Annotated in this window: 14 protein-coding genes; 11 read left to right on the forward strand and 3 right to left on the reverse strand. The window is 65.3% G+C overall.

Annotated features, from left to right (window positions below):
* Nucleotides 1-22: 22 nt before the first annotated feature.
* Genes ACE10W_RS10400 through cyoD form a run of 4 tightly spaced genes read left to right on the forward strand, consistent with a single transcriptional unit; the run spans nt 23 to nt 3,873 of the window.
* Nucleotides 23-856 carry a ubiquinol oxidase polypeptide II gene (locus ACE10W_RS10400; protein ID WP_011085499.1) on the forward strand — a complete coding sequence of 278 codons (834 nt, stop codon included), beginning with the start codon at nt 23-25 and terminating at the stop codon, nt 854-856.
* Nucleotides 846-2,846, forward strand: a complete 2,001-nt coding sequence (cyoB, locus tag ACE10W_RS10405) for a cytochrome o ubiquinol oxidase subunit I (RefSeq protein WP_011085500.1) — start codon at nt 846-848, stop codon at nt 2,844-2,846. Before ACE10W_RS10400 ends, cyoB begins: the two co-directional genes overlap by 11 nt.
* Nucleotides 2,846-3,487: a cytochrome (ubi)quinol oxidase subunit III gene (locus ACE10W_RS10410; protein ID WP_011085501.1), complete on the forward strand. Its 642-nt coding sequence runs from the start codon at nt 2,846-2,848 to the stop codon at nt 3,485-3,487. The genes cyoB and ACE10W_RS10410 overlap by 1 nt, the downstream gene beginning before the upstream one ends.
* Nucleotides 3,484-3,873, forward strand: coding sequence for a cytochrome o ubiquinol oxidase subunit IV (gene cyoD, locus ACE10W_RS10415; protein WP_011085502.1), 390 nt, complete (start codon nt 3,484-3,486; stop codon nt 3,871-3,873). Before ACE10W_RS10410 ends, cyoD begins: the two co-directional genes overlap by 4 nt.
* A 211-nt stretch (nt 3,874-4,084) precedes the next feature.
* Here cyoD and ACE10W_RS10420 read toward each other — a convergent pair whose 3' ends face one another.
* Entirely contained in the window at nt 4,085-4,873 is a 789-nt protein-coding gene (locus ACE10W_RS10420) for a thermonuclease family protein (RefSeq protein ID WP_011085503.1), read from the reverse strand.
* A gap of 202 nt (nt 4,874-5,075) precedes the next feature.
* On the opposite strand from ACE10W_RS10420, the gene ACE10W_RS10425 reads away from it, so the two are divergent.
* From ACE10W_RS10425 to ACE10W_RS10440, 4 genes are all read left to right on the forward strand, one after another.
* Nucleotides 5,076-6,674 (forward strand): GMC family oxidoreductase, encoded by a 1,599-nt coding sequence (locus tag ACE10W_RS10425; RefSeq protein WP_304551406.1) that lies wholly within the window; start codon nt 5,076-5,078, stop codon nt 6,672-6,674.
* Nucleotides 6,675-6,682: 8 nt separating this feature from the next.
* Nucleotides 6,683-7,132 (forward strand): hypothetical protein, encoded by a 450-nt coding sequence (locus ACE10W_RS10430; protein ID WP_304551407.1) that lies wholly within the window; start codon nt 6,683-6,685, stop codon nt 7,130-7,132.
* Between the two features lie 105 nt (nt 7,133-7,237).
* Nucleotides 7,238-8,257, forward strand: coding sequence for a S1C family serine protease (locus ACE10W_RS10435; protein WP_304551409.1), 1,020 nt, complete (start codon nt 7,238-7,240; stop codon nt 8,255-8,257).
* A 58-nt stretch (nt 8,258-8,315) separates the two neighbouring features.
* Nucleotides 8,316-10,037, forward strand: a complete 1,722-nt coding sequence (locus ACE10W_RS10440) for an FAD-dependent oxidoreductase (protein ID WP_304551411.1) — start codon at nt 8,316-8,318, stop codon at nt 10,035-10,037.
* A gap of 54 nt (nt 10,038-10,091) precedes the next feature.
* Here the strand turns inward: ACE10W_RS10440 and ACE10W_RS10445 are convergent, their stop codons facing one another.
* A complete protein-coding gene (locus ACE10W_RS10445) occupies nt 10,092-13,568 on the reverse strand; it encodes an indolepyruvate ferredoxin oxidoreductase family protein (RefSeq protein WP_375762597.1) in 3,477 nt (1,158 codons plus the stop codon).
* Between the two features lie 165 nt (nt 13,569-13,733).
* Here ACE10W_RS10445 and ACE10W_RS10450 point away from each other — a divergent pair, with 165 nt between their 5' ends.
* The 3 genes from ACE10W_RS10450 to ACE10W_RS10460 all read left to right on the forward strand — a co-directional run bounded on the left by ACE10W_RS10450 (nt 13,734) and on the right by ACE10W_RS10460 (nt 17,398).
* A complete protein-coding gene (locus ACE10W_RS10450) occupies nt 13,734-14,687 on the forward strand; it encodes a hypothetical protein (RefSeq protein WP_304551415.1) in 954 nt (317 codons plus the stop codon).
* Between the two features lie 331 nt (nt 14,688-15,018).
* Nucleotides 15,019-15,720, forward strand: coding sequence for a cysteine hydrolase family protein (locus ACE10W_RS10455; protein ID WP_027546369.1), 702 nt, complete (start codon nt 15,019-15,021; stop codon nt 15,718-15,720).
* Nucleotides 15,721-15,730: 10 nt separating this feature from the next.
* Complete coding sequence (locus ACE10W_RS10460; protein WP_304551417.1) at nt 15,731-17,398, forward strand: regulator; 1,668 nt, start codon at nt 15,731-15,733, stop codon at nt 17,396-17,398.
* Between the two features lie 77 nt (nt 17,399-17,475).
* Here ACE10W_RS10460 and ACE10W_RS10465 read toward each other — a convergent pair whose 3' ends face one another.
* Nucleotides 17,476-18,486: a helix-turn-helix domain-containing protein gene (locus tag ACE10W_RS10465; RefSeq protein WP_304551418.1), complete on the reverse strand. Its 1,011-nt coding sequence runs from the start codon at nt 18,484-18,486 to the stop codon at nt 17,476-17,478.
* Between the last annotated feature and the right edge of the window lie 140 nt (nt 18,487-18,626).

Below are 18,626 nucleotides of genomic sequence, written 5' to 3' on the forward strand. Positions count from 1 at the left end.
CCCAATCGCCAGTGGCTTGCCGATGAATCTGCTCGATCCACAAGGGCCGGTGGCTGCCGCCAACAGCACCATCCTGGTCGATTCCGTCTTCATCATGCTTACGATCGTGGTGCCGACCATCATCGTGATCCTGGCGTTTGCGTTCTGGTTTCGCGCGTCCAATACCAAAGCGCGCTTCCAGCCGGACTTCGTCTATTCCGGGCGCGTCGAGATGGTGGTGTGGGCGATCCCGGCGCTCACCGTGATCCTGCTCGGCGGCGTGGCCTGGATCGGCTCGCATCGGCTCGATCCCGCGGCGCCCGTGCCGGGCACCGGCAGTCCGGTGCGGATTCAGGCCGTCTCGCTCGACTGGAAATGGCTGTTCATCTATCCCGACCAGCGCATCGCCACCGTCAACACGCTGACGGTGCCGGCCGGCGCCGAGCTGAATTTTCAGCTCACCTCGTCGAGTGTGATGAACGTGTTCTTCATCCCGCAGCTCGGCAGCATGATCTACACCATGAACGGCATGGTGACGAAGCTGAACCTGCGCGCCGACAACGAGGGCAAGCTTCAGGGACTGTCGGCGCATTTCTCCGGCGACGGCTTTCCCGACATGATGTTCGACGTCAACGTGATCTCGCCGCTCGCCTTTCCGGATTGGGTCGCGAGCACGGCGAAGTCCGATGCCGTGCTGAACGAGGAGAGCTACAAGAAGCTGATGCAGCAGGGCATCGAGAGGGGCAGGCCGACCTATCGCCTGGAAGATCCCCGCCTGTTCGACCTGATCGCGACCCAGCACATTCCGCCGGGGCCTGGTCCGGAACTGCTATCCGATGCGGGCCGGCCGCACAGTGGAGGCCACGATGCTCGGTAAGCTCGATTGGTCGGCCATTCCATTTGATCAACCCATTCCGCTGATCGCGGGCGCGGTGGTGCTGGTCGCGATCCTCGCGGTGCTGGTCTGGGTCGTGGTGAAGGGGCATCTGCCGTATCTCTGGCACGAGTGGATCACCAGCGTCGACCACAAGCGGATCGGCGTCATGTACATCCTGCTGGCTTCGATCATGCTGCTGCGCGGCGGCAGCGACGCGATCATGATGCGGATCCAGCAGGCCGTGGCCTACCAGTCGCAGGGTTATCTGCCGCCGGAGCATTACAACCAGATCTTCTCGGCGCACGGCACCATCATGATCTTCTTCGTGGCGATGCCGTTCGTGATCGGGCTGATGAACCTGGTCGTGCCGCTCCAGCTCGGCGTCCGCGACGTCGCATTTCCGACGCTCAATTCGGTCGGGTTCTGGCTGACCGCGACCGGCGCGCTGCTGGTCAATCTCTCGCTCGTGATCGGCGAGTTCGCTCGTACCGGCTGGCTCGCCTTCCCGCCGCTGTCGGGGCTGTCCTATTCGCCGGGCGTCGGCGTGGATTACTACGCCTGGTCGCTCCAGATCTCCGGCGTCGGCACGCTGGTCGCCGGCATCAATCTCGTCACCACCGTGCTGAAGCTGCGGACCAAGGGCATGAACTATCTGCGCATGCCGATGTTCTGCTGGACAACGCTGGCCTCCAATCTCCTGATCGTCGCGGCGTTTCCGATTCTCACCGCCACGCTCGCGATGCTGCTGCTCGACCGTTACCTGGGCTTCCACTTCTTCACCAACGAGGCCGGCGGCAATGTCATGATGTTCATGAATTTGATCTGGGCCTGGGGGCATCCGGAGGTCTACATCCTGGTGCTGCCGGCCTTCGGTATCTTCTCCGAGGTGGTGTCGACCTTCTCCGGCAAGGCGCTGTTCGGCTATCGCTCGATGGTGCTCGCCACTATGGCGATCTGCGTGATCTCCTTCATGGTCTGGCTGCACCACTTCTTCACGATGGGGGCGGGACCCGACGTCAACGCCATCTTCGGCATCGCCAGCATGATCATCGCGGTGCCGACCGGGGTGAAGATCTACAACTGGCTGTTCACGATGTATGGCGGCCGTATTCGCTTCGCGACCCCGATGCTGTGGGCAGTCGGCTTCATGGTCACCTTCATCATCGGCGGCCTGACCGGCGTGCTGGTCGCGGTGCCGCCGGCCGACTTCATGCTCCACAACAGCATGTTCCTGGTGGCGCACTTCCACAACGTCATCATCGGCGGCGTGCTGTTCGGCGCGTTCGCCGGCTTCGAATACTGGTTTCCGAAGGCGTTCGGCTTCCGCCTCGACGAGCGCTGGGGCAAGCTCGCGTTCTGGTTCACCTTCCTCGGCTTCTATGTCACCTTCATGCCGCTCTATATCGCCGGCATGCTCGGCATGACCAGGCGGTTGCAGCATTACGACGTCGCGGCGTGGCGGCCCTGGATGCTGGTTGCGGCGGCCGGCATGGCCGTGCTGACGATCGGGGTGATCTGCCAGATCATGCAGCTCGTCGTCAGCATCAGGAATCGCGAGGCCCTGCGCGACCGCACCGGCGATCCCTGGGACGGGCGCTCGCTGGAATGGGCGACCTCCTCGCCGCCGCCGGTCTTCAACTTCGCTTTCAGTCCCGATGTGCGCGGCGAGGATGCCTATTGGGACATGAAGACCCATGCCCGGCAGCAATCGTTCGAGCACGATGCGCCCGAATATCACGACATCGAAATGCCGCGGAATTCCCCGACCGGCTTCATCTGCGCGTTCTTCGCCACCATCATGGGCTTTGCGCTGATCTGGCACATCTGGTGGATGGTGATCCTGGGCGGCATCGGCGCGTTCGCGACCTTCGTCGTGTTCGCCTGGCGCGACCATGACGAATACGTCATTCCGGCCGACGAGGTCGCCCGCATCGATCGCATCAATCTCGAGGAACGTCGCAGCCTCGTCAGCATGGCGGGGGTGGTCTGATGTCGATGACCGCGACTGTCGGCCGTGCGCATGCCGATCCCCATCATATCGGGCTCGTGGTCGAGCATCCCGGGCCGGCGTCGAAGCGGATCGTGACCGCCTACGGCTTCTGGGTATTCCTGCTCTCCGACATCGTGATGTTCTCCTGCTTCTTTGCGGCCTATGCGGTGCTGTCTGGCCAGACCGCCGACGGCCCCAAGGGCTCGGAAATCTTCGAGCAGCGGAACGTCGCGATTGAGACGGTCTGCCTGCTGCTGTCGAGCTTCACCTGCGGCATGGCCAGCATCGCCGCCGACGTGCGCAACCGGTTCTGGTTCTATCTCGGCATGGCCGTGACCTGCGTGCTTGGCCTGATCTTCCTGACCATCGAGTTTCGCGAGTTTGCCGATCTCGTCGCGCGCGGCTACGGCCCCTCGCGCAGCGCCTTCCTGACCTCGTTCTTCTCGCTGGTCGGCTGCCACGGCCTGCACGTCTCGGCCGGCGTGCTCTGGCTGCTGACCATGATGGCCCAGGTTTTTGCAAAAGGCTTTCGCGCCGACGTGTTGCGGCGGATGATGTGCTTTGCGCTGTTCTGGCACGCGCTTGATATCATCTGGGTCGGGGTGTTCTCCGTCGTCTACCTGCTTGGGGGGGCCGCATGAGCGATCAGACCCATATTCCGACCGGGCACGATCTCGCGCCGGGCGAGGAAGAGCAGCATAGTGTCGGTGAGCGGATCCTGGGTTACGTCGTCGGTCTTGTGCTGGCGCTGTTGCTCACGGCGACGTCGTTCTTTATCGCCGGCACCGATCTGGTCTGGCAGCCTTCGATCCCGGTCGCGCTGATCGTGCTGGCGATCGCGCAGATGGGCGTGCACCTGGTGTTCTTCCTGCACATCACCACGGGCCCTGACAACACCAACAACGTGCTGGCGCTGGCCTTCGGACTGCTGGTCGTCTTCCTGGTGGTCGGCGGCACGGTCTGGATCATGTCGCACCTGAACGGGAACATGCCGCCTATGGACCAGATCATGCGGATGCGGAATTAGGGGGCACAAAAAAGAAGAGCCGCTTGTTTGTGACAAGCGGCCCAAGTCTAGGGAGGAAACGCCCGAGCAAAGCAATCCGAACCGGATTGCTGCCAAGGAAACGCACGCGCAAGCGCTTGCGTAGGCTTATAAGCTAAGCAACTCCCGACGGAGTTCAATTCCGGATCAATACTGTCTCCGGCTACCGCTCACGGCGGCGTGAACGGCTTGTTCACTTGGGCCGGCGGCAATTATAGGCCCTGCGGAAGCCGGCGGCCTGGGCGTCGTCCTCCGAGCAGAACCAGCGGTCCGGCTTGGTCGTCGCCGGATAGCTTGGGCAGCCCCGCAAATGGTAGATGCCGATATTGCCGGTGACGCGGGCGCGCACCGCGAGCTTGCCCTTGACGCTGCAACTCGGCGGCATCGTCAGCTCGTCCGGAAACAGCACGGCGCGGATCTCCTTGTCGCGGTCGGAGCGGCAGGCGGCGCCCAGCAGCGCGCCATCCTTCTTGCCGCTGCGGAATTCTTGCGGTGCAACAAAGCAGCCTTTCCAGATCCCGGCCGAAGCCGTCTTGGCTTCGGCTGCCGCCGGCTTGACGTTGGCCTTGATCGGCTCGCGCGCGATGGCGAAGCCGAGCTTGACCAGTTGCTCGTTCAGGCTGGCCTTGTCGCCCTCGGCCGTACAGATGGCGCGGTGGCGTTTGCCAAAGCTCTTTTCCGGCCCGACATCGTCACAGCGCACCGCCCGTTTGCCGATCAGCTTGGCCAGCTGGTCGCGGGCCTCGATGCCACAGGTCCAGGGATCCGCGTGATCGTCGATGCAGACCTGGTCGAGCTCGGGCGCGTCGACGCCGTCGAGCCGGTAGGTGACGTCGCCAAGCTGGATGGAATTGGCGTCCCGGACGGTCGCCGTCGCGGTCAGTGCGAACGCAGGCGCTGAGGAGGCCAGAAATCCGGGCAGAGCAAGAAACAAAACAAGCGCGAAAGCGCGGGCGGCGGCAAATGAATTCTCGAAGGACATACGGTCTCGCTATCGATTGCTCTTTCGCCTCGTTCCTATCATCAGGATGTGGCGATACCAATGGTCTGCGCCCTGCGAAGTGCGACATTCCGGCCCCGCGGCTTTACTCAGCCGTCGCTCTGACCCTATCGTTCGTGCCGGCCTCACGGACTGCGGAGGCCGAATCGCCCGGGAAGCGGCGAGGGGGAGGAAAAAGATCGCGATGAAAGACCCCGTGGACGTCCTGATCATCGGCGCCGGCGCTTCAGGCGCGGCGGTGGCGTGGTCGCTGGCCGAGACCAAGATGCACATTCTCTGCCTGGAGCAGGGCGGCTGGATGAACCCGGCGGAATATCCCAGCACGGGCCGGGACTGGGAAGCCAAGTTCTACGGCGAGTGGTCGTCGAGCCCGAACGTCCGCGGCCGGCCCGAGGACTATCCGATCAACGACGACAATTCGCCGATCAAGGTCGTCAACTACAATGCGGTCGGCGGCTCGACGGTGATGTACACCGCGCACTGGCCGCGGCTGCATCCTTCCGATTTCAAGGTGAAAACGCTCGACGGCGTCGCCGACGACTGGCCGATCGACTACGACGCGCTGACCCCGTTCTTCGAGGAGAACGACCGGATGATGGGCACATCCGGCCTGTCGGGCGATCCGCTCTCGCCGCTGACGCATCCGCCGATGCCGCAACAGCCGATGGGATTGTCCGGTGCGATCATCGGCAAGGCCATGAACAAGCTCGGTTGGCACTGGTGGCCGTCGGACACCACGGTCGCGACCATGGATTATGAGGGCCGGGCTCGCTGCATCAATCTCGGCCATTGCACGCCGGCCTGCGCGCAAGGCGCCAAATCCTCGACCGACATCACCTATTGGCCGCATGCGGTCCGCGCCGGCGTCGAGCTGCGCACCCATTGCCGGGTGCGCGAGATCACCACCGACGAGAACGGCATGGCCTCGGGCGTGGTCTATTGCGACAAGGACGGCGTCGAGCAGTTCCAGCCGGCGCATGTCGTCATCATCGCCTGCAACGGCGTCGGCACGCCGCGGCTGCTCTTGAACTCCGCGTCGGGGCGCTTTCCGAATGGGCTTGCCAATTCGTCGGGCCTTGTCGGCAAGAACCTGATGTTCCATCCCTATGCGCAGATCTACGGCTATGTGAAGGAGCCGACCGATAGCAACCGCGCGCCCCCGACCTGCCTGTGGAGCAAGGAGTGGTATGACACCGATCTGTCGCGCGGCTTCGTGCGCGGCTACGGCGTCCAGTTCGTGCGCGGGGCAGGGCCGGTGTTCGAGGCCGTCGTCAGCGAGCAGAAGGGCATCCTGCCCTGGGGCGCCGATCATCACCGCGTGTTCCGCAAGCTCAACGGCCATCGGCTGGGTTTCTCCGCGATCTGCGAGGACCTGCCGGAAGAGCACAATTGCGTCACGCTCGATCCTGTCCTGAAGGACAGCCACGGCATTCCCGCGCCGAAGATCGACTATACGATCAGCGAGAACAGCCGGAAGATGATGGAGCACGCGCTGGCGCGCGGCCGGGAGGTTCTCGAAACCGCCGGTGCGACCGACATCTGCGTCAACTCGCCGATCCCGTGGGGCGGCTGGCATCTGCTCGGCACGGCGCGGATGGGCACCGATCCCGAACGTTCCGTCGTCAACGAATGGGGCCGCTCGCACGACGTGAAGAACCTCTTCATCGTCGACGGCAGCATCTTCGTCACCTCGGGCGGGGTCAACCCGACCTCGACCATCCAGGCCCTCGCGCTCTACATCGCCGACCAGATGAAGCAGCGTCTCGCCAATTTGTTCGATTGAGGATTTTCATGACCGAACAGATCACCCTCACGCCGCGGCAGCGCCAGGATTTGCGCGCCATCGCCGCGATGATCATTCCACCGAGCGAGGAATACCGGGTTCCCGGTGCCGATGACGAGATCATCCAGGCCGACATTCTTGCGACCCTCGGCCGCGACACGAGGCCGGTCGCGGCTGCGCTCGATCATCTGGCGCGGCTCGCCGGCATGCCGCTGGCGGACCTCGAACCCGCCGCGCGCGATGGCGTCGCGCAGCAGTTCCGCAGCTCCGGCGGCGCGGCTGCCGCAACCCTCGTTCGCGTGGTTCTCCAGTGCTACTACCGCGACGACCGCGTGCTGCGTTCGCTCGGGCTGGAGCTGCGCGCGCCGTTCCCGAAGGGCTATGTGCTTCCGGACGGCGACTGGTCGCTGCTCGACCCGGTCAAGGCGAGGGCGGGCACGCTGCGGCGCGCGCCCTAGCCACTTGGGCAGTCAATACCCGGCAGTCCAGCCTTGCGCTCCAGGCGGGTCTCTTGCGCCGGCAGGAACAGGCCACCATCTGTGTGAGCCTCAAGGACTCTCGCCATGCTGGATTTTACCTCAGATATCGCCGGTGACGCCGCGTCATCGCGAACGACAGCTTCTGCGCCGGTCGATGACCGGGCGCTGCTGGATGCCTATTCCAATGCCGTGATCGACGTCACCGACCGCGTCGGCCCTGCCGTCGTGCGCGTCGAGACCGGGCCCAAGGTGCCGAACGGCCGCGAGCGCGGCGGGCTCGGCTCGGGCATCGTGATCTCGCCGGATGGGCTCGTGCTCACCAACAGCCATGTGGTCGGCGCCTCCAAGGAGATCCGGCTGCGGGATGTGGAAGGCCATGTCGGCGACGCCCAGGTGCTCGGCGCCGATCCCGACACCGATCTTGCGCTGCTGCGCGCCAACGGCGTGCGCCACTTGCCCTATGCCGCGCTCGGCAACTCCAAGACCCTGCGGCGCGGCCAGCTCGTGATCGCGATCGGCAATCCGCTCGGATTCGAATCGACCGTGACCGCGGGCGTGGTCTCGGCGCTGGGACGCTCGATCCGTTCGGTCAGCGGCCGCACGATCGAGGACGTCATCCAGACCGATGCCGCGCTCAATCCCGGCAATTCCGGCGGGCCGCTGGTGTCGTCGAATGCCGAGGTGATCGGCATCAACACCGCTATCATCAATGGCGCGCAAGGCATCTGCTTTGCGGTCGCCAGCAACACCGCCCAATTCGTGCTGGCGGAGATCATCCGCCACGGCTATGTCCGCCGCGCCTATATCGGCGTCGCCGGGCAGACCGCGCCGGTCCCGCGGCGGCATGCGGTGCTGGCCGGCGTCGAGAATAAGATGGGCGCGCTTCTGATGCAGATCGAGCCGGACGGGCCGGCCGCGAAGGCGGGCCTGTTGCCCGGCGATGTCGTGATCAGGCTCGACGGCGTCGAGATCAACGGCGTCGACGACCTGATCCGCGTGCTCGACCGCGACCGGATCGGCCGGCGGCTCGCCATGGACGTGCTGCGGCTCGGCCGCCTGCGGGCGATCGACATCGACCCGATCGAGCGCAAGCCCGCCCGCTAGCTGCGAGCCCGCGGGCGAGGTATGACGATGTCATGCCTCGCCTCCGGAAAATTGCCGCATGATGCCGGCGCATGAGACTTACGACGTCATTGTCGTCGGCGCCGGTGCCGGCGGCATGACGGCGGCGGCGGTCGCCGCCGCCGAAGGCCTGAGTGTGCTGGTGATCGAGAAGACCGCGTTCGTCGGCGGCACCACCGCGTGGTCCGATGGCATGGTCTGGATTCCTGCTAATCCCAAGATGAAGGCGGCGGGGCTTTCCGACAGCGTCGCCGATGCCGTGCAGTATCTGTCGAGCACGGTCCCCGAGCCCGCCAATGCCGGCCTGCGCGCGGCCTTCCTCGCGCGCGGGCCTGAGGCCGTCACCTATCTCGAAGCCAAGACGGAAGTGCGGCTCCAGCCGGTGAAGACCTGTCCGGACTATTATCCCGAACGGCTGGGCGCGACATCAGGCGGGCGCGCGCTCGAGCCCGTGGCTTTCGACGGCACGCGGCTGGGCCGGGCTTTCGCGCGATTGCGGCCGCCGCTGCCGGAGTTCACGCTGTTTGGCGGAATGATGGTCAATCGGCTCGACATTCCGCACCTGCGCCGGATCGGAAAATCGCTGCGTTCGACCCTGCGCGCGGCGCGGCTGGTCTCGGAATACATGATGCAGCGGCTGCGCAGCTCGCGCGGCACCACGCTGCATCTCGGCAACGCGCTCGCCGCGCGGCTCTACGCCTCGCTGCTGGCGCGGCAGGGCGAGATCCTCTTCAGCGCGGATGTCGAGGATTTGTCGATGCAGGGCGATCGCGTCAGCGGGGTGGTGATCCGTCACGGCTCCCGCGACCGCGCGATCGCGGCGCGCCGCGGCGTGGTGCTTGCGACCGGCGGCTTTTCGCACGATGCCGCTTTGCGTAAGCGATTCTTCCCGCCTGCGGCAGGATTTGTCTCGGCGACCAGTCCATCAGGCACAGGCGACGGGCTTCGGCTCGCGACGACGGCCGGTGCTGCGCTCAATACCGAGGCGACGAGCCCGGCCTATTGGGTGCCGGCCTCGCTGTTCCGCCGCGCTGACGGCAGCCGTGGTGTTTTCCCGCACACGGTGACCGATCGCGCCAAGCCCGGCGTGATCGCCGTCAACGCTGCGGGCCGGCGCTTCGTCAACGAGGCGCTGTCCTACCACGAGTTCGTGCTCGCCATGCTGCGCGACGGCCATGGCGAGCCCGATCGGCCGTTCTACCTGATCTGCGATCGTCAGTTTTTGTGGAGCTATGGCCTCGGCCACATCAAGCCGTTCACGCGTAACTTTCGGCGCTATGTCGCGAGCGGCGAGTTGGTCGAGGCTCCCGACATCGCGCAGCTCGCTGCGAAGATCGGCATCAAGCCGTCTGTGCTCACAGCGACGATCGCGGCCTACAATATTGACGCGAAAGAGGGACGCGATCCCGAATTCGGCCGCGGCAGCACGATCTACCAGCGTCACCTCGGCGATATCAGCCACAAACCGAACCCCTGCGTCGCGCCGATCCTCCGCGCGCCGTTCTTCGCGCTACGGATCTATCCGGCCGATCTCGGCACGGCGATCGGCATGAAGGTCGATGCGCAGGCCCGTGTGCTGCGGGGCGACGGCACGCCGATTGCGGGCCTTTACGCCTGCGGCAATGACATGGGCTCGATCATGAACGGCAACTGCCCTGGCCCGGGGATCACACTCGGGCCGGCGCTGACGTTCGGGTATATCGCGGGACGGCATCTGGCGGAGGGTGGTGTGACGCGCGAGTTGGCAAAAGAGCAGATGTGATCTGGGCGGCGGCCTCTTCGCCTCTCCCCGCTTGCGGGGAGAGGGAGAGAAACATTACTCCGCCGCCGCTGCAAACCGGCTGTTCTCGAGCTCTGCTTCCAGCCGCGCCGTCTCGGCCATCGCCTGCTTGATATTGCCTTCCTTGACGTGGCCGAAGCCGCGGATCGTCTCGGGCACGCGAGCAAGCCTTGCCAGCAGCGGGATCTGCGCCGCTTTCAGCCCAACGATTCGCTGATCGATCATCGTCAGATAATTCTCGATCAGCTTCCGCTCGGTCCGGCGCTCCTCAGTGCGGCCGAACGGATCGAACGCGCCACCGCGCAGGAATTTCAGCTTGGCCAGCACGCGGAAGGTGTGGATCATCCAGCCGCCGAACTCCTTCTTCCGGAGATGCCCGGTCGTCTTGTCGCGCTGCGCGAAGATCGGCGGGGCGAGGTAGAACTTCAGCGAAAAGTCGCCGTCGAACTTCTCCGAGACCTTCTTGGCAAAGCTGCCGTCGGTGTAGAGCCGCGCGACCTCGTACTCGTCCTTGTAGGACATCAGCTTGAACAGATTCTTGGCCACGGCCTCGGTCAGCTCCGTGGACGCGGGCGAGGCCGCGCTCTCCGCCTTGCGCACCTTGGCGACGGCTGCGAGGTAGCGGTCGGCATACGCCTTGTCCTGATAGCCGGTCAAAAATTCCGCGCGCGTTGCGATGATGTCGTCGAGCGATTTGGTCGGCGCGGACGCCCGGCTCTTGAACTGGAGCACGCTGCGCACCCGCGACATGTCGTGGGCGGCCAGGCGCCCCCAGGTGAAGGCGAGCTTGTTCATCTCGATTGCGGCGCCGTTGATCTCGATGGCGCGGAGCAGGGCCTCCAGCGACAGCGGAATCGCGCCCTTCTGGAAGGCGAAGCCGAGCATGAAGGGATTGGTCGCGATGGAATCGCCCATCAAGGCTGCGGCAATGCCTGTCGCGTCGATGATGTCGAGATTCTTGTCGCCGACGGCGTCGCGCAACACGGTCTGCATCGTGCCCATCTCGAAATCGAGATCGGGGTTTTGCACGAAGCTCGCGGTCGGCTGCAGATCGGCATTGATATAGGCCTTCGTCACCCCGCGTTCGGCGCGGCTGAGCGCGGAGGGACCTGCCGAGACGATCATGTCGCAGCCGAGGATGACGTCGGCGCCGCCGGTGGTGATGCGGACGGCGGAGATATCCTCAGGCTTCGGCGCGATGCGGACATGGCTCATCACCGCGCCGTTCTTTTGCGACAGGCCGGTGAAGTCCAGCGCCGAGCAGCCGCGGCCGTCGACATGGGCGGCCATGCCGAGCAGCGCGCCGATGGTGATGACGCCGGTGCCGCCGATGCCGGTGACGAGGATGTTGTAGGGGCCGTCCAGCTCACGCGCCGGCGGCAGCGGCAGATCGGCGAACAGCTGGCCGGAGTCCACCGACGACGTCTTGATGCGCTTGAGCGTGCCGCCATGCACCGTGACGAAGCTCGGGCAAAAGCCTTCGACGCAGGAAAAGTCCTTGTTGCAGTTCGACTGGTCGATCTGGCGCTTGCGGCCGAACTCGGTCTCCAGCGGCTGTACCGAGACGCAATTGGAAGCTTGCGAGCAGTCGCCGCAGCCTTCGCAGACGAGCTCGTTGATGAAGGCGCGCTTGGCGGGATCGGGATAGAGCCCGCGCTTGCGGCGGCGGCGCTTTTCGGCCGCGCAGGTCTGGTCGTAGATGACGACCGTGAGGCCCTTGATGTCGCGCAATTCGCGCTGCACGGCATCGAGCTCGCGGCGGTGATGGATGGTCGCGCTTTGCGGGAAGTAGTTGCCTTCGGGGTATTTGCCCGGATCATCCGAGACGATCGCCAGCCGCTTGACGCCTTCGGCCCAGACCTGGTGCGCGATCTGCGCGACGTTGAAGGCGCCCTCGGCGGGCTGACCGCCGGTCATCGCGACGGCGTCGTTGTAGAGGATCTTGTAGGTGATGTTGATGCCGGCGGCGGAGGCGGCGCGAAGGGCGAGAAGCCCGGAATGGGTGTAGGTGCCGTCGCCGAGATTCTGGAAAATGTGCGTCTCGGTGGTGAAGGGCGACTGGCCGATCCAGTTCACGCCCTCGGCGCCCATGTGCGAGATCAAATCGGTGCGGCGGGTCGGCATGCTCAGGGCCATGCCGTGGCAGCCGATGCCGGCCATGGCGCGGCTGCCCTCCGGCACGCGCGTCGAGGAATTGTGCGGGCAGCCCGAGCAGAAGAACGGCGTGCGCGCGAGCTTGATCGGCGCGCTGGCGGTGACGGGATTGTCGAACGCCTCGAGCCGGGCCAGGCGCTGCTCGAGCACCGGGCTGTGATGGCCGAGCTTGCGCAGCCGCGCCACCAGCGCGCCAGCCACGATGGTCGGCGTCAGCTCGCCCTCGCTCGGCAGCAGCGGCGCGCCGCGCTCGTCGCGCTTGCCCGTGACGGTCGGGCGCCTCGACGCGTCGATGTTGTAGAGGATGCGCATCAGCTGGTCTTCGATGAAGCCACGCTTCTCCTCGACCACCAGAACATCCTGAAGTCCTTCGGCGAAACACCTGGCGCCGCTCTCCTCCAGCGGCCAGGTCAGCGCGACCTTGTAGATGCGAAGGCCCAGGTCCTGCGCGTCCTTGTCGGTAATCCCTAAGTCGGCAAGTGCCTGGCGCAGATCGAGATAGGCCTTGCCGGTTGCGACAATGCCGAGCCGGGCCGGCTTTGAATCGAGCACGATGCGGTCGAGCTGGTTGGCGCGGGCAAAAGCCTGCACGGCGGCCATCTTCGGGCCGAACAGGCGCCTCTCGGCGTCCAGCGGCGGATCGGGCCAGCGGATGTTGAGGCCGCCGGGCGGCATCTCGAAATCATCGGGCAGCTTGATCTGGATACGTTCAGGGTCGCTGTGAATGGAGGCCGAGCTTTCGACGGTCTCGCTGATCGCCTTGAAGCCGACCCAGCAGCCGGAGAAACGCGACAGCGCAAAACCGTAGAGGCCGAGATCGAGATAGTCCTGCAGCGTCGCCGGATTGATCACGGGGATCAGCGCCGCCGCGAACACCTGCTCGCTCTGGTGCGCGAGCGTCGAGGACTGGCAGCCATGGTCGTCGCCGGCCAGCGCCAGCACGCCGCCATTGAGCGAGGTGCCGGCCGCGTTGGCATGCTTGAGCGCGTCGACCGAGCGGTCGACGCCGGGGCCCTTGCCGTACCAGATGCCGAACACGCCATCGACCTTGGCGCCGGGAAACAGCCCGACTTGCTGGCTGCCCCAGACCGCGGTCGCAGCCAGGTCCTCGTTCAGGCCGGGAACGAAGGCGATGTCGTGCTGCTGGAGGTGCGACTTGGCGCGCCACAGCGCGTGGTCGTACATGCCGAGCGGGGAACCGCGGTAGCCCGAGATGAAGCCGCCGGTGTTGAGTCCTTGAAGCCGGTCGCGTTCGCGCTGCAACATGGGTAATCGAACCAGGGCCTGCGTGCCGGACAGGAATATCCGCTTCGATTCGAGCCGGTATTTATCGTCCAGCTCGACCTGCATCAGCGTCATTTCGGAAGTCCTTGTTGTCCTGGTCGGGCGAGGGATTTTGCGCCGCGGGAGGCTTGCGGCTGAGCGAAGCGGGAGATCGCAGTCAAGAGCATGGGCCGGCGAAGTCAATATCGCTGGCCGCATCCGTGGCGCTCCTGCTAGTCATGGCTTGTTGTGGAGAACATCATGAGCGCAGACGCATTCGACACCGAGATCACCGAGACGGCCGAGGCCTTGATCGGGCCGTGGCGCCAGCCGCGCCAGATGCTTCACGCGCAAACTTACGACGCGCACGCCTCGATCCATGACGATGCCACCGCGCAGAAGCTCGGATTCAAGGGCGGCACCATCGAAGGACCGACGCATTTCAGCCAGTTCGCCCCGCTCGGCGCGCGGTTGTGGGGACAGGCGTGGTTCGAGAGCGGCTGCCTGTCCGCGCATTACCGCAGCGTCTGCTACGAGGGCGAGGAGGTGCAGGCGATTCTGTCGAAGCCATTGCCGGGCGCGAGCCAGTGCCAGATCCAGATGGTCAAGCGCGACGGCACCGAAGTGCTGCGCGGCACGGCCTCGGTCGGCGAACCGCACGCGGCGACCGCGCTGGAGACCCGCCTCACCGAGCTCAAGCCGCTCGCCGATCCCGTGATCCTGCGCGAAGTGACGGTCGCGCAGACCAGCAAGCGCCAGCCGGTGCGGATGGCGTTCGACCAGACCATGGGCGACCTCTATCCATTCTCGCTCAGGCAGAAGCTCGCCGTCATCACCGAGAACTCTCCTTACTATTCGGGCTCAGACAATCCGTGGGGCAGGGCGATCATCCCGATGGAGATGCTGAGCGTGCTGTTCCAGTACCGCTCCAAGGACGATCCGTTGCCGGCCAAGGGCCCGGCGGTCGGTCTGTTCGCCGACCAGGAGATCAGGCTGGTGAAGGGCCCGCTCTTCGTCGACGAAAAGTACGAAGTCGAGCGCGAGGTGGTCGCGCTGTCCGGGAGCCGCCGCACCGAAAGCGCCTGGGTCAAGACGCGCGTGTTCGACAAGACGGGCACGATGGTGGCCACCATGCTGCTCAACATGGCGACGCTGAAGGACTCGTATGGGCCGTATGAGGAAGAGTATCGGCGACTGTATGGGGCGGGGCGGTAGAGGCAGGGCGTCACCACACACGCTCCTTGTCATTCCGGGGCGACGCGGAGCGTCGAGCCCGGAATCCATTTCGCCTCGGGTATTGCGGCCTGATGGATTCCGGGCTCGCGACTTCGTCGCGCCCCGGAATGACGCCGCTTCCCCGCCCATCCTTTAAGCAAATGCACGTCGCAAAGCCGTCGCACAGGGAATAAGCAGCCGTCAGCTGCTGACGTAACCTTCTGAGTGCGCAGCAAATTCTCTCGCGGCCTGTGTCCCACCGCAATTGTACACAATGGCACGGCGTTTGCAGAACTGCTGGCAAAGAGAGTTCTCGCGGGGGCCTTGAGTCATGTTGAACTCGACCAAGCCGACACTGGGCGTCATCAGCGCCGAGCCCGAGCCGATCAGGCTCGACTGGCCCGCCACCGCGCTTCTCATCATCGACATGCAGCGCGATTTCATGGAGCCGGGCGGCTTCGGCGAAACGCTCGGCAATGACGTCAGCCAGCTTGCGCGTGCGGTGAAGCCGATCGGCGCGGTGCTGAAGGCGGCGCGCGACACCGGCATGCTGGTGATCCACACGCGCGAGGGCCATCTGCCCGACCTCTCCGACGCGCCGCCGGCGAAAGTCGAGCGCGGCGCGCCGAGCCTTCGCATCGGCGATCCCGGCCCGATGGGGCGCATTCTCATTCGCGGCGAGGCCGGCCATGACATCATCCCCGAGCTCTATCCGCTCGACAGCGAAGTCGTGATCGACAAGCCGGGCAAGGGCGCGTTCTACGCCACCGAGCTCACCGACGTGCTGGAGAAATACGGCATCGAAAATCTGCTGGTGTGCGGCGTCACCACCGAAGTGTGCGTCAACACCACGGTGCGCGAGGCCAATGACCGCGGCTATCGCTGCGTCGTGATCTCGGACGGCTGCGCATCCTACTTTCCCGAGTTTCACGAGATGGGCCTGAAGATGATCAAGGCCCAGGGCGGCATCTTCGGCTGGGTCGCGGACTCAGCCGCAGTACTGGAGGCGATGAAGATTTCCACATCAGCTTAGGGGCATCACCATGAGCACAACGACGGGGACGGCCGGCAAATCTGATCTGAACACGTCCGGGTTCAAGCCGGCACTATGGACATCGGGCGACTGGAACGCGTTTTTCGGCTTCGGCACCAACATCCTTGTCAACATGCTGGTGCTCACGGGCCTCTTGCGCTTCGTGCTGAAGATGCCTGATAGCCTCGTGTTCGGCCGCATCCTGCCCGCGCTCGGGCTGATGATGTGCCTGTCGACCTTCTATTACGCCTACCTCGCCTACCGCTTGGCACAGAGGACCGGCCGCACCGACGTCTGCGCGCTGCCCTCGGGCGTCAGCGTGCCGCACATGTTCATCGTCACCTTCGTGATCATGCTGCCGATCACGATCAAGACCGGCGATCCGCTCAAGGGCTGGTCGGCCGGCCTCGTCTGGGTGTTCTTCCAGAGTTTTATTCTCATGATCGGCGGCTTCATCGCGCCGTTCATTCGAAAAATCACGCCGCGCGCGGCGCTGCTCGGCACTCTCGCCGGCGTCTCCGTCACCTTCATCTCGATGCGCCCGGCGCTCGAGATGTACATGACGCCGCAGATCGGTCTCGTCTGCTTCGCCATCATTCTGGTGAGCTGGTTCGGCGGGGTGAAATACTGGCGCGGTATTCCGGCGGGTCTCGTCGCCATCGCGGCCGGCATGATCATCGCCTGGGGCTCGAACCTCTTCGGCCTCGGCCTCGGTGGGCTGAGCGTCAAGGGCGTCGGTGATGCCTTCGCCAACTTCGGCTTCTCGGTGCCGATCCCGGCGGTGGGCTACGTCTTCTCCGGCTTCGAATTCCTCGGCATCATCCTCGTCACCGCCATTCCGTTCGGTATCTATGACCTCGTCGAGGCCATGGACAATGTCGAGAGCGCGGAAGCCGCCGGCGACGAATATCCGACCACGCGCGTGCTCACCGCCGACGGCGTCGTCAGCCTGATCGGCTGCCTGATGGGCAATCCCTTCATCAACGCCGTCTATATCGGTCATCCCGGCTGGAAGGCGATGGGCGGCCGCATCGGCTATTCGGCTGCGACCGGCATCATGGTGGTCGTGCTGGCTTGGTTCGGCATCATCTCGGTGCTGCTGGCGCTCGTGCCTGTCGTCGCGATCTCGCCGATCCTGCTTTACATCGGCATGCTCATCGGTGCGCAGGCGTTCCAGACCACGCCGGTCAAGCATGCGCCCGCGATCGTGCTGGCACTGACGCCGCATCTGGCCGCCTGGGCCAAGCTCCAAATCGACACCATGCTGGGCTCGACCATGATGGCGGCGACCAGCGTCGGCGGGCTCGCCGCCGACAAGGCCGATGCGGTCAAGGCCGCGGCGATCGCCGCGCTACCGCAGCAGGGCGTGTTCTATCACGGGCTGGAGGTGATGGGCGGCGGCTCCATCCTCGGCGGCCTCATCCTGGGCGCGATCGGCGTCTTCATCATCGAACGCGACTTCGAGAAGGCCTCGGCCTTCGCGCTGGTCGGTGCGGTGCTCACCTATTTCGGCTTCATGCACGGCGAAGCCGTCGGCATCGGCGGCGGCTTCGGCGTCACGCCCGCGGTTGCGTTCGCCTATGCAGTGATGGCGGCCGGCCTGTTCGCGGCCAGCAAGCTGGGGACCACCGAGCACTATGCCGCGCATCCGGAGATGCACGCCGCGCCGGCGGAGTAGCGGAGAAGATATCTATCGCGGCCGGACGACCTGAGCCGTCCGGCCGTTTTCTTTCTGGCCCTCTACGCCGGGGCAACTCAGCCGAGCCGGCCAATCCATTCGCGGAATAGCTCCGGGCCGGCTTCCACCGCCGCTGCAAGGTCCTGCAGGCGGGTGTCGCGCGCTATGCGCGGCGAGTAGCCGAAGTGCTGCCGGAAGCTGCGGCTGAAATGGGCCTGGCTCACGAAGCCGAACGCGGCGGCGATCTCGGCATTCCAGCGATCTTCATCGGCGTCATCAAGCAGCACGTGGATCGCTTCGAGCCGCCGCCCGCGAATGTAGTCGGCGACGCCCGCGAGCGGCGCGAAGACGCGATAGAGCACCGAGCGCGACACGCCGATCTCGCGGCAGATGGTTGCCACCGACAGGTCGTTGCGGCCCAGATTCTGGTCGATGAAGCGGCTGGCGCGGTGAAGGATGGCGATGTCACGCCGGGCAAGCCCCTGCTCGCGCGGCCGGGCGGCCACGCCGAAGCATCCGCGCAGCAGATCGAGCGTCGTCCGGACCGCATCGGGCGCATCGTTCTCCTCCATCGCCGGAAGCCTGCGCCGCAACAGCGCCATATGATCGGCGAGAACGCGGCCGGCGGCGCCGTCAAGGACGAGGCCATGCAGGTCGAGGCCATCGGGCGCGGCACTGACGATCGGATCGCGCTCGACGTCGAGGCTGATGGTGTCGGTCGCGGTGGCGATGCCGTCGAAGGGCCGGGTCAGATCGAGCACCAGCACCTGGCCGGGACCGGCCGAGATCGGCTCGCCATCGACTTCGCCGCTCCAGGCGCCGCGCCTGAGCAGCAGCAGCGCGAATGAATTGCGGCCATCGGCCTTGGCCAGTGCGGCGGAACGGGTGAAGCGCACCGGCGCCATCCGGGTGGACGCGGCGACCAGGCCACCGAGCAACCAGGCCTCGGCCAGGACCTCGAAGTCGTCCCGGTCCGTGCCCTCGGGGACCGACACGTCATAGTGCGTGAGAATCGCCCGGTAGCGGTCGAGCCGCTCGGCGCCAGGCAGCTCCGCGGTGTCGAAGCGCAGATACGGAATTTTCGTCATGCCAGGCCGCTCCCTCGGCAGTTGGTCTGCAAATTGGGACGATCAGGCAAGTTTCCGCACCGTCGAACCGCAGTCTCCGGACATGAATATTCATATTATTGCGCGCGGGCCAGACGTGCGTGTTTGCCGGCCCGCGCAAT

It is taken from the genome of Bradyrhizobium sp. B025, assembly GCF_042257955.1.
Lineage (GTDB): Bacteria > Pseudomonadota > Alphaproteobacteria > Rhizobiales > Xanthobacteraceae > Bradyrhizobium > Bradyrhizobium diazoefficiens.